General features: G+C 31.0%; 10 protein-coding genes and 1 pseudogene. 4 read left to right on the forward strand and 7 right to left on the reverse strand.

What is annotated here, in order from left to right:
* Positions 1–2: 2 nt before the first annotated feature.
* From ACWJJ2_RS12660 to ACWJJ2_RS12690, 7 genes and pseudogenes are all read right to left on the reverse strand, one after another.
* Positions 3–1937, reverse strand: a complete 1935-nt coding sequence (locus ACWJJ2_RS12660; protein ID WP_462953368.1) for an aconitate hydratase — start codon at positions 1935–1937, stop codon at positions 3–5.
* A gap of 52 nt (positions 1938–1989) precedes the next feature.
* Complete coding sequence (locus ACWJJ2_RS12665) at positions 1990–3381, reverse strand: beta/alpha barrel domain-containing protein (RefSeq protein WP_216303342.1); 1392 nt, start codon at positions 3379–3381, stop codon at positions 1990–1992.
* Positions 3382–3679: 298 nt separating this feature from the next.
* Entirely contained in the window at positions 3680–4522 is an 843-nt protein-coding gene (locus ACWJJ2_RS12670; protein WP_462953369.1) for a lysostaphin resistance A-like protein, read from the reverse strand.
* A gap of 282 nt (positions 4523–4804) precedes the next feature.
* The gene (locus ACWJJ2_RS12675; RefSeq protein ID WP_462953370.1) at positions 4805–5722 is read right to left on the reverse strand and encodes a sensor histidine kinase; all 918 of its coding nucleotides are present in this window, start codon (positions 5720–5722) and stop codon (positions 4805–4807) included.
* A gap of 204 nt (positions 5723–5926) precedes the next feature.
* Positions 5927–6682 (reverse strand): ABC transporter permease subunit, encoded by a 756-nt coding sequence (locus ACWJJ2_RS12680; protein ID WP_462953371.1) that lies wholly within the window; start codon positions 6680–6682, stop codon positions 5927–5929.
* Positions 6675–7597: pseudogene (locus ACWJJ2_RS12685) on the reverse strand (ABC transporter ATP-binding protein). Before ACWJJ2_RS12685 ends, ACWJJ2_RS12680 begins: the two are co-directional and overlap by 8 nt.
* Positions 7598–7685: 88 nt before the next feature.
* Entirely contained in the window at positions 7686–8378 is a 693-nt protein-coding gene (locus ACWJJ2_RS12690) for a response regulator transcription factor (protein ID WP_462953372.1), read from the reverse strand.
* Positions 8379–8691: 313 nt separating this feature from the next.
* Between ACWJJ2_RS12690 and ACWJJ2_RS12695 the strand changes: the two genes are divergently transcribed.
* The 4 genes from ACWJJ2_RS12695 to ACWJJ2_RS12710 all read left to right on the forward strand — a co-directional run bounded on the left by ACWJJ2_RS12695 (position 8692) and on the right by ACWJJ2_RS12710 (position 13172).
* Positions 8692–9381 carry a response regulator transcription factor gene (locus ACWJJ2_RS12695; RefSeq protein ID WP_216303329.1) on the forward strand — a complete coding sequence of 230 codons (690 nt, stop codon included), beginning with the start codon at positions 8692–8694 and terminating at the stop codon, positions 9379–9381.
* On the forward strand, positions 9374–10831 hold the full coding sequence (locus ACWJJ2_RS12700) for a sensor histidine kinase (RefSeq protein ID WP_216303328.1): 1458 nt from the start codon (positions 9374–9376) through the stop codon (positions 10829–10831). Before ACWJJ2_RS12695 ends, ACWJJ2_RS12700 begins: the two co-directional genes overlap by 8 nt.
* 112 nt (positions 10832–10943) lie before the next feature.
* Entirely contained in the window at positions 10944–12473 is a 1530-nt protein-coding gene (locus tag ACWJJ2_RS12705) for an ABC transporter permease (RefSeq protein ID WP_216303327.1), read from the forward strand.
* Between the two features lie 12 nt (positions 12474–12485).
* Positions 12486–13172 (forward strand): ABC transporter ATP-binding protein, encoded by a 687-nt coding sequence (locus ACWJJ2_RS12710; RefSeq protein ID WP_216303326.1) that lies wholly within the window; start codon positions 12486–12488, stop codon positions 13170–13172.
* Positions 13173–13247: the final 75 nt, after the last annotated feature.

Below are 13247 nucleotides of genomic sequence, written 5' to 3' on the forward strand. Positions count from 1 at the left end.
TTCTAAACCCCTCCCTTTTTCTTGTTTTTTATAAGATTTATTAATCCACCATATATAAGCATCTCTTTTTCTCTTTGAGTTACTTCAGGTAGAGTTTTATACTCAGATCCTTTTGTTATATTTTTTACAATAACTATGCCTTTTTTAATTTGATCTACGGCACCTTCTATTATTAATTCATCCATAATAGCTATATCTTCATAATCTTTAATGTCTTCAAATACCAATGGGATTATAGCATTGTTAATCAAATTAGCCTTATGAATTCTTGCAAAAGATTTCGCGATAACGGCCTTAATACCTAAGTAAAGAGGTGCCAATGCCGCATGTTCACGACTGGAGCCTTGCCCATAATTTGATCCGGCAACTATGATTCCACCACTATTCTCCTTAGCCTTAGTTGGAAATCTCTCATCACACGGAGTTAAACAAAATTCTGATAGATAAGGTATATTAGATCTAAATGGAAGTAATTTTGCATTAGATGGCATTATATCATCCGTTGTAATATTATCTTCTAATTTAGTTAAAACTTTTCCTACCACATTTCCCTTTAATTCTTCCGCTTTAGGGAATGGCTTTATATTCGGTCCTCTTTTCACTTCTATATTTTTACCATCCTCTGCTGGGTTTATTATTAAATTATCATTAATCAAGAATTTTTCTGGCATGGGCACTTTAATTGCTTCACCGAGCTCTCTTGGATCCGTTATATATCCTGTAAGTGCCGATGCAACAGCCACTTCTGGACTTACAATATAAACATTCGCAGACACCGTTCCAGATCTACCTTTAAAGTTTCTATTAAAGGTTCTAAGTGATACTGCTCCAGTTGAAGGCGCTTGTCCCATTCCTATACATGGACCACATGCACTCTCTAAAATTCTTGCACCAGCATCAATCATATCTCCGAGTCCACCATTTTTGGAAAGCATATTTAGAACCTGTTTTGAGCCTGGTGCAATAGCAAGTGACACTTCATCAGGTATGGTTTTTCCTAGAAGTATTTTCGACACCTTCATCATATCAACATAAGAAGAATTAGTGCAGCTTCCTATTAACACCTGGTCTACCTTTATGTCTTTTAAAGATGATGCAGAGACTACCCTATCCGGACTATGAGGACAAGCAACAAGAGGCTCAATTTTACTTAAATCTATTTCAACTATCTCATCATATACTGCACCATCATCTGCTTTAAGTTCCACATAATCTTTTTCTCTACCTTGTGCTTTTAAGAATTCATGTGTAATCTCATCACTCGGAAAGATTGAAGTTGTGGCTCCAAGCTCTGCGCCCATATTAGTAATTGTTGCTCTTTCTGGTACGCTTAGATTTTTCAGCCCGGAGCCAGCATATTCAAATATTCTATTAACTCCGCCCTTAACCGTTAAGAGTCTTAATAATTCTAATATAATATCTTTAGCTGAAACCCAAGGGTTAAGCTTTCCTAATAAATCCACCTTTACAATTTTAGGCATTGTTATATAATATTCTCCACCGCCCATAGCAACCGCAACATCTAATCCTCCTGCACCTATAGCAAGCATCCCTATTCCCCCACTAGTGGGAGTATGACTATCCGAGCCAAGTAAAGTTTCACCTGGAACTCCGAATCTTTCTAAATGAACTTGGTGGCAAATACCATTGCCAGGTTTAGAAAAATATATGCCATGTTTTTTAGCAACAGTTTGTATATATAAATGATCATCTGCATTTTCAGGCCCGGTTTGCAAAATATTATGGTCTATATATGCAACTGATTTTTTGGTTAATACTTTATCAATTCCCATAGCCTCAAATTGAAGATAAGCCATTGTACCTGTAGAATCTTGTGTTAACGTTTGATCTATTTCAATTGCGATTTCACGTTCGAAAATCATTTCACCCTTAACTAAATGAGCCTTAATTATTTTTTGTGCAACAGTAAATGCCATGATATCCCTCCATTTTTCATTTATAAATAGAATTTACAATGTCTAACTTATATTAACAAGCTGCAGTCTTTTGTGACTTTACACTTAGCTGTGGAATAATCTCTTTTGCAATTAATTCAAGCTCTTCACTTTTCATTACAGTATTTCTTCCAGTTTCATATTGCTTATCAACCCATTCTTTTATAACATTAATTCCCTCATCTTTTTTACTTATCTTGTCTGTTCCCCTTAATCTAAAGTAAGTATTAACCCAAGCTGCTATACCTGCGTGTCCTGAATGTTCATTAACTGCTACAACAATTGGCCTGCCTAATATTTTCTCAGTATCAAAAATATTATATATTTCTTCATCTTTTAATATTCCATCCGCATGTATGCCAGCTCTCGTAACATTGAACTCACTCCCTACAAATGGTGTTCTAGGTGGAATACTATATTTAAACTCACCTTCAAAGTATTTGCCAATTTCACTTATCAATTTAAGATTCATATCTTTTACATTTCCTCTTAGTTGACCATATTCTATAATCATAGCCTCAAGTGGACAGTTACCTGTTCTCTCACCAATACCAAAAAGCGACGTATTTATAGCTGCACATCCATGAGTCCATGCTGTAGTAGCATTGGTCACTACATTATAAAAATCATTATGTCCATGCCATTCAATACACTCAGGCGGAACTCCTGCATAAATTCTTAATCCATGTATGATGTTTTGTACACTCCTTGGTAACTCGGTTCTCGAGTAAGGTAACCCAAGGCCTAATGTATCACATGCTCTAATCTTTATCTTGATACCCGATTTCTTAGAAAGTTCCATAAGTTTTTGTGCTAGTGGCACCACAAATCCAAAGAAATCAGCTCTAGTTATATCTTCGAAATGACATCTTGGAGTTATGCCATTTTCTAATGCTTCTTCTACCAATGAGATGTACAAATCCAGGGCCTGCTGTCTTGTTTTATTCAATTTTTTGAATATATGATAATCAGAACAAGACATAAGTATTCCCGTTTCTTTGAGCCCCATGTCCTTCACTAGCTTAAGATCTTCCTTGTTGGCTCTTATCCACGAAGTTACCTCTGGAAATTTATATCCTCTTTCTAAACACTTTTCAACCGCTCTTCTGTCTTTTTCGGTATATAAAAAAAACTCCGTTTGTCTTATTATCCCTGAATTATTATCAAGTTTATGTAGGTAATCAAATATTTTAATTATTTGTTTATCAGTATAGGTATCCATTGCCTGTTGCCCATCTCTAAAAGTAGTATCCGTAATCCAAATATCTTCAGGTATAAACATTGGAATCTGTTCATTATTAAAAACCATTTTTGGAATTTCTGAGTATGGAAATATTTCTTTAAATAACCTCGGTTGTTCTTCATTACTTGCCTTAAAATTATTTATTACCCTCTTATGGTAATCATTGTAATTTGTTATCTTCATCTCTTTCATTTATTTTCCTCCTTGCTGTATACCCTATCTCTATTTATAGAATATACATATTTGAATTTTATATTCATTAAACTTTCAATTTATTTATTATTATATAGCCTAAACGCAATTTTGTAAAGATATTCTGCAATTTCTTATAATTAATCCGTCATTTTTTTTGTTCATATCAATATTTCCCTATACCCTTAAGTAATAATTGTATCTTTCTTTAAAGTAATAAAATGCACAAAATCCTCCATTATAAAGATAATTATCTTTATAATGGAGGATTTTGTTTTGTGGCCTAATATTATATTTCTATAGATTCTTTGTATATATCTAGCTTATTTCCTGGTTTATTTTGATTAAGCCATCTGTAGGCAACAATTAAAATTATGCTTCCTACAATAAAAGCTGTACCATGAATTAATGTAGCATACTTTCCGCTTATTAATTGGAAGGCTCCTGAAATTGAGATCGCCGTAGAATTATTTATAAAGTGTGCAAATATACTTAAATAAATTGAACCTGTATTCAAATATATAGATCCAATAATTAATCCTAGCAAAAATGCATTTATGCCCTGAGGAATATTCATATGCATCAACGCAAAAAATAAGGCTGATACTATAAGTGCCAATGTTGGATTTATTTTGTTAGCCATACCCCTTAGCAATATCCCTCTAAAAACAATTTCTTCATATATAGGTGCTATAACAACAGCACTAAGTATCATTATAATAGGTGACATCGCCAGCTCCTCAAATGCTTGATTTATAAAATCAGGCATAGGTATCTTATTAACCCAGTAAATTAAACTATTATCATATACTATACGAAAGCCTATAATTATTAAAGCAACATAAATAAAATTCTTTCTATTAAACCTTTTTTTATGAATTTTTTCACAGGAATTTTTACTATGCCACTTTAATAAAAGAGTAATAATGAAATATTTAACTAACACTCCTGTAACAAATTTCAAATAGGGGGCTACTTTTGTAAAATGTTTAAAAAATAAATTTAAAATTTCTATGGGTATTTGACCTAATATCTCCAATAAAATTGCTGTAAGCATTACAAGAAAAGCTTTAATTATAGTCATTTGTTTAACAGTTATCGCTTGATTTTCTATATTTTTTAAAAATTTCATATTATAACACCCTCTAACTTATTATATTTTAACATAGTTGCAGTTTATACCATCCTAAGTATACTATATATGTGTTTAACTGTCGTTAAATTACATATATTATATTACTTACCAAATTGGTTATTTTAATAAAGGTGTATATTACATTAAATATATATTATATAGATGAAAAAAGTTATCCACATTGTTTTCCGAAAGCTGTTTCCTATATAATCAAAAAATAACAAGCCAGAAGGTGGCTTGTTATTTTTTTGAAGATGACTTACTTTAAATTAGGACTATCTACTCTGTAATAGACTTTAAACATTTCCACCTTATTATTATGCTAAGATTTCCTTCTACTAGTTCCACTGAAATTTCATGCCCCATTTGTTCAACTAGTTGTTTTGTTATAGCAAGTCCAATCCCTGTACTTTTCCCTGTTCTTGCTCTATCTGCTGTAAAAAATCGTTCAAATAAACGCTTCGCATCTTCATCACTTAAATTTTGGGCAGCATTTTGAAATATTGTAACAATGTATTCATTACTGCGTTTTAAAGAGATGGCTGCATATCCTTCACCATATTTAATAATGTTTTGTATTAGATTTGAAAACACTCTCTTTACTTCAACTTCATCTCCTATAATAAAATAAGGTTTTTCTTCTATATCAATTTTAGGTTCCACTTCGCAATTTAAAAAATCATTATAAAATGAAGCCACGCATTCACACAATATATTATTTAAGTTTAATGATTTCATATCAAATTTATATTCATTACCTTCTAGTCTTGATAAATCATAAAAACTAGTTATTAAGGATTCTAAGGATTTTGTTCTGTTTTTTACTATATCTATATATTTCTTATTTTCATCTTCAGATAAACTATTATTATCAATTAATTGCATATACCCCATTATCGAAGTTAATGGAGTCCTTAAATCATGAGATATATTTGAAATAGCTTTTCTAAGCTCTAAATCCATCTTTTTATATTTAGCTTGTGATTTTTGTTTTTCTTCTAGATTTTTGTTTATTCCTAGTGCTAACTCACGTAATTGCTTATTATCACAAGATAATAGTATTTTGGAATTAGTCTTAGTCTTATTAATTTTGTTTAATTGGCTGTTTATACTTTTAATTTCACTATATAGGAAAACATAAAGGGTAACAGATATGACTACCGCAGCTAGTAATAAAATTATTATTATTCTTTGCATAAATATCACCCCTTCCTCTAATATCTAAAATATATTATCCGTATGCTAATCTAATTTATTTAACGACATTTCAGAAGGAAAGTCCCCCTCTTCTATAAGTAGGAGTTACTTGCCCTAATAAATAGAAAACTTCAGTGGGAATATAAATCTCCTTCTGAAGTCGATAATACAGCTTCTGTGAAGCTGTTGCAGCTCCGCAGGAGATCATTTAACTTCCTTTTTTTCGAAATACAATATAGTTATAGTTGTAAATACTAATGTATAAATAACTCCCATTAAAACCGAGGATATTATAGTTTCGCTTGTTAATGATGAAGTTGAAATTTCATTTATTTTTTTTGTGATAAGGATATTTCCTAAGTATTTAAACTTATCAGAAACAAAGAATGAAAGTGCCATTATAATCTTGTCTGTAAGTAAAAATATTCCAGCATAGACAAATGCAAAAATAGTATTATTTTTAATAATAACAGCTAAACAAGTACCTATTGCTATAGATGCTATCCATAGAGGGGTTGCTACTAATGATTTTTTACAAAAACTTATTATAGTACTAATTAGTTCGTTATTTACTCCGACTAATATAAATGCACTACCGAAAAACAAAACTAATATAATAATTTCTGCTATAAATGCAAGGATAACTGTAGTTATAAGCTTTGATAAAATTATTTTACTTCTTGTAACTCCAAAAACCACAACATTTCTAAGCGTTTCATTTTTGTTTTCCTCCGATGTAATTATATCCACAAATCCAACTACTAAATATATTGGAATAATAAGGGTTGACATAATGAACTTATCAAACATACTATTAATACTATCAATGGGAATATGACAATGTACATTTAAAATCATAACATTAGCTAATATAGCTAAAATACCTATAGAAGCTGTATAAGCCCAAAAAGATACTCTATTAAAACTTCTATAAAGTTCAGCTTTTATATAATTAATCATGTTTATTACCCCCAATTAAATTTACAAAGTACTCTTCTAAATTCACGCCACTGTTATTAATTGAAAATAGCTTAATTCCATTATTAATAAGCGCCTCTGACACAATCTCTGGGGTATCTATGTGCTGATATAATCTAATTTCATTTCTATTTAACACTTCATATTCCATAGATCCTAGCTTATTTTCTATTATAACGGTGGCTTTTGAGGTATCATCTACTTTAATTAATAAGTGCCTTCTACATTTTTCTTCTAGATTCTTTGCAGATATTTGCTCTACAAATTCGCCCTTATTAATAAAGCCATAGGTATTTGCAAGTTGAGACAGCTCACTTAATATATGGCTAGATATAATTATTGTTGTATTTCTTTCTCTATTAAATCTTAATAAGAGTTCTCTTAATTCTATTATTCCAGTAGGGTCAAGACCATTGGTAGGTTCATCTAAAATTAGTAAGTCAGGACTTGTCATTATAGCTAGTGCGAGTCCTAATCGTTGTTTCATGCCAAGTGAAAAATTTTTGAATTTTTTCTTGCCCGCATCCTCAAGACCTACCATTTTAATTGCCTCATCCACGCATTCTTTTTCTACAACGCCCCTTTGCAATCTATAGTATTCCAAATTTTCTTTGCTGATAAATACTTGAAAAAACTTGGTGTTTCAACCATACATCCAAGCTTTGCCCTTGAATTATTTAAACCAGCTTTTGATGTTTCATTAAAAAGTTCTATTTCTCCACTTGTTGGTATAGATAATCCAGATACCATCCTAAGTATGGTTGTTTTTCCTGCACCATTCTTACCTACAAGTCCGTAAATATCCCCTTGTTTTAATTCTAAATCAACATTGTTTACGGCAAAGTCCTTACCATACTTTTTAGTTAATTTTTTTGTTTTTAAAATTATATCCCCCATTAAATTCCCTCCCCTTATCTTATATATTTATAATAGTACTTAAAGTATAAGAAACCTTAAGGAAATCCTTAAGAAAGTATTAAGATTTCTAGCTCATCTTATAACCAATTCCCCATACTGTATGAATATACTCACTATCTGGATCAATTTTTGCTATTTTTGAGCGAAGGTTGCTCACATGAACATTTACAGTGTTATCATCACCAAAAAACTCATCATTCCATACAGTCTCAAATATATTTGCTTTAGTAAACACCTTATTTGGGTAAGACATTAACATCTCTAAGATATGAAACTCTCTTGGTGTAATGTTAATATTTTCTCCTTTAACTAGTGCCTCTACTGCTTCACTATTTAAAATTAAATCTTTATACTTTAAAATATTTTCACTTCTACTTTTATTAGAAAATATCATATATCTTCTGAGTTGTGATTCAACCCTTGCTAGAATTTCATTTACATCAAAAGGCTTGGACACAAAATCATCTGCACCTAGTCTTAGTACTTCTATTTTTGTATCCTGTGCTGTCTTCGCAGATAAAACTATTATTGGCATAGTTTTAATTTTTCTTATGATTGATATAAGCTCCTCCCCAGATATACCCGGTATCATTAAATCTAATAAGATAATGTGAAAATCATACTGATTTATGCACATTCTTGCTTCCGATCCTGAATATGCAGTTTTCACATAGTATCCATGTTTACTCAATATTCCACATAACAAATTATTTATATCTATATCATCTTCTACCACCAATACACTTATATTATCATTCATCCTACTCATCCTTTATAAATTAATTTCATACATCATCTTACATATGGAATTTTATCCATATATAGTTTAGATTTATATAATTTCAGTATACTTTTGTTTTATTAATTTGTAAAATTATTAAAGTATTTCCTTTATAATACCTATTATGGGGATCTGAATCTTGATAATTAGCTAATATAAATTGTTCACTACGTTACTAATTCAAGTAATATCTATTGGACAGTCACCTGAAAAAGGTCTGTAGTGACTAATGTTTACTTCTCATATTTTTATCATAGTTATGGTATACTATCATTTTAAGGCGGTGATAATAATGGATGTAATAAAAGGTCTGATTCTTATTGTTGATGATGAAAGTAGAATTAGACGAATGCTTAAGGACTTTCTCGTTAGTCATAAATATGAGATACTTGAGGCAAGCAATGGAAAAGAAGCGATGGAAATGTTTTATTCTAATAACAGTAAGATAGATTTAATTTTATTAGATGTAATGATGCCAATGAAGAATGGATTTGATGTACTTTCTGAAATTCGTGAAGACTCGATTACTCCAATTATTATGCTTACTGCTAAGGGGGAGGAATATGATCAATTGGCTGGATTTAAATTTGGTGCAGATGATTATATATCTAAACCTTTTTCGCCGTCATTACTTCTTGCACGACTTGAAGCTGTATTAAAAAGAACTGGTAAGCGAAAGGTCGAAAATGTTGTTATAGGCAATATATCAGTTGATAAGTTAAAAAAAGAAGTAGTTTGTGCCAATGAAAAATTAGACCTTACACCCAAAGAATATGATTTACTTTTATACTTTATTGAAAATAATGAACTAGTTTTAGCCAGAGAACAAATTTTAGATGCCGTTTGGAATTATGATTATGTAGGCGATGCAAGAACAGTTGATACACACATAAAGCAATTAAGAGCAAAACTTGTATTCAATTGCCAATATATCAAAACCGTCCATGGCGTTGGTTATCGCTTTGAGGTGAAAAATGAATAAGACAATTAAAACTAAAGTTACTATATTTGTTGGGCTAATTATTTTTTCAATTGTAATATTACAAGTAATATTCAATATATTTTTAGCAAATCCATATTTTAAGGCACAAAAAAGCAATGTAATTGAGCAACTATTTAGTCAAATCAATCAAAATTACAGTGATGATGATACAAATTTATACAATATCGTTAACCACCGCGAAGAAACTGATAATTTAAAAATTACAATTTTAGATAAATTAAATAATGTTATTTATAATAGTTATGGGGGAAATAATCCATTTCCCCCAGATGCACCTCCTCGTTTTAAAAGTGAAAAGGGTAGAGTAATATTTTCTGAAAATCCACGCGCTGAGTTGCAGGTGAACTATAGAACAAATGAAGAAAGCTTAATGCTTCACGGAATAATAAATTCTAAAAATGGAAAACGATTCATTGTAATTGAAACACCCATTTCTGGAGTTGAACAGAGCGCAAAAATTCTCGCTAAATTTAGTGTGTTTATTTCTATTTTTGCATTACTATTTGGTGGATTTGCAGCATATATATTTGCTTCGAAATTCAGTAAACCTATTAAACAAATTGATGAAGTGGCACGAAATGTGGCTATTTTGAATTTTACTAAAAAAGCAGATGAAAATTTGCCTGATGATGAAATAGGAAGGTTAGCTAAGAACATTAATATCATGTCGAATACACTTTCACAAATGATTTCAAAGCTTACAAGCGCAAATCAAGTCCTGCAGAAAGGTATTGATTACCAAAAGCAAATAGAAAAAATGAGAAGAGAATTTATTGCGAATGTTTCCCATGAGTTAAAAACCCCACTTTCATTATTATTGGGATATTCCGAAATGTTAAAAAATGATGTAGAGGGTATCGATAAAACCTTTTATTATGATGTAATTATTGATGAAAGCCAAAAAATGGATCAGCTTGTTAAGAGCTTGCTTGATATTTCAAGCATTGAAAATAATTTGGTTAAATTAAAAAAAGAAAATATTAAATTGGGAGAAGTTGCATCACTTCTTACTGCAAAAAACCATGTATTGTTTGCAAAAAAAGATATTATCTATAGTCCGCATTTTGAAAATGATTGCTGCGTTAGTGGTGATAAAATACACTTAGAGCAAGTGATGAAAAATTATATGATAAACGCAATTTCACACACAAAACCAAATAATATGGTTAAGATATCTGTTAAGAAACAACAAGAAAATGTGGTGTTTTCAATATATAACGAGGGCGTAAATATTCCTATTGAGAATATCGACAAGATATGGGACAGCTTTTATAGGACGGATCAAGCAAGAACAAGAAATGACGAAAACAATGTTGGATTAGGGCTTTACATTGTTAAAACAATTATTAACGCTCATGAAGGCGATTATGGTGTTATAAATCATGACGGTGGCGTTGAATTTTGGTTTTCTTTGAAAAGCACAAATTAATAATTTAATCTGCTTAACGCTTAGGCGTTAAGCAGATTTTTTTATTTAAGCTCACAAAAACATCACAACTGTTAAATATAATTAGAATTAAAGAAGGAGATGATTAGTCACTATGTATATTTTCAAAAATGCACTTAAAAATATTTCGAGAAATCTAGGTCGAAATATTTTAATAGGAATTATTGCGCTTGTAATCGCAGTTTCTAGCTGTGTTGCTTTATCTATTAAACAAGCAGCAAAAACTGCCCAGAATGAGGGACTAAAAGACTTATCAATTACAGCCACAATTGGAGTGGACATGACAAAAATCCAAGAACAAGCTAAGAATGACAGACAGGCATTACGTCAGCTTATGCAAAACAATCCGGCTATTACCTTAGCTGAAATGCAAAAATACTCAAATTCAAGCTATGTTAAAGATTTTAATTACTCATTAGAAAGTTCTATTTCAAAAAGTGATGGCATCGAGCCATACACTGAAACTGAGACCACGACAACCGGAGATACAAATGGATTTAAAGTTGTCACTAGTGACAAAAAAGACTTTGGAGGTATGGGGCAACAGGGTGATTTCACAATTAGGGGATATAACACAGAAAATGCGATGACATCATTTGTAAATGGTACAAATAAAATTGCATCCGGTGGAATTTTTTCATTTGATAAAGCAGATAACTCCTGCCTAATAAGTGATACACTATCAACTTTTAACAATTTAAAGGTTGGTGATAAAATAAAGTTATCAAACCCTAATTTAAGTACGGAAACATATGAACTCACCATAAAGGGCATTTATAGCACAACCGCTACAAGCGATAATAAAATGATGAGATTTTCCGCATCGCAGGATCCTGCAAATTATATTTATACAAACTACAACACACTAAAAGCAATTACTAATAACTCAGAAAATAAGGCGCAAAAATCTACTGATCAGAATGAAAACGAAACTACAACAGCTTTAAGATACCAAACTAGTGGTATATATTCTTTTTCAAATATAGAACAATTTAATAACTTTAAAACTGATGTGGTATCACTTGGACTATCCAAAGACTATACGGTTACATCAGAAGATGTAACCAATTACGAGCAAAGCTTAGTTCCACTTAAAAATTTAAACAAATTCGCAGACATATTTCTTTTACTTGTTTTTATAATCGGTGGAACGATTTTAGTTGTACTTAACATTTTCAATATTCGTGAACGTAAATATGAGGTAGGAGTATTGACTGCTATTGGAATGAAGAAAATAAAAGTTGCATTTCAGTTTGTTATAGAGCTATTTTTAGTTACTTTTGTTGCAATAATTATTGGGACATCAATTGGAGCAATAGCTTCTGTACCAATTGCAAACACATTACTTGAAAGCCAAGTAACATCAGCTCAAACACAGCAATCCACCCAAAATGAAAATTTTGGAAGACCGGGAATGGGTCAAGCTGGAGGAAGTGTTCAAATTCGAAATTCTTCAAAAAATAACGATGTCAGCTATATTAAAAATATAACAGCAGTAACTGATATTAATGTAATATTGCAGTTAATTGGAATTGGTATACTACTTACAATAATTAGTAGTTGTGGAGCAACAATATTTATCTTACGCTATGAACCGCTTAAGATATTGTCAAATAGGAATTAGGGGGAGAGGTATATGAGTATATTAAAACTTGAAAGTTTGTCTTATTCTTATGATGGTAATAATCAAAAGATTTTAAATGATATTAATTTTGAATTTGAAAAGGGCAAAATCTATGCAATTATTGGAAAATCAGGCGCAGGTAAAAGTACACTTTTATCTGTATTATCGGGGTTAACTACTCCAACTGAAGGGAAGATTTTATATGATGGTAAAGATATTAAAAAAATAGATAAATACCAATATAGGAGCCGAATGGTGGGAGTTATATTTCAAGGATACAATTTGTTGCCTCAACTGACAGCACAGGAAAATGTGGTATTATCACTTGATGTATCTGGAAAGAAACTAGAAAATAAAAATGAAATTGCTCTAAATATGTTATCAAATTTAGAACTTGATGAAACAAAATCAAAGCGTAGAGTCCTAAAGCTTTCTGGTGGTGAACAGCAAAGAGTTGCAATAGCAAGAGCATTATCATATAATCCAGATATAATTTTAGCTGATGAGCCAACAGGTAACCTTGATAAAGACACAGAAGAAGGCATAATGAAGATTTTTTTAGAACTGGCAAGGCAGCAAGACAAATGTGTAATTATCGTTACTCACTCATCAAAAGTAGCTACATTCGCTGACAAAAAAATAATGATTGCTAACGGAAAATTCGATAATAACGATGATAGCAAGCTATCTTCGCTTTAAAATCCACCCCACTTATTCCGTAGATGACTTCCATTTTAAATGAAATTAAACCCTCTTATTTAATTAAGAGGGTTT

Source organism: Clostridium sp. CM039, assembly GCF_055081075.1.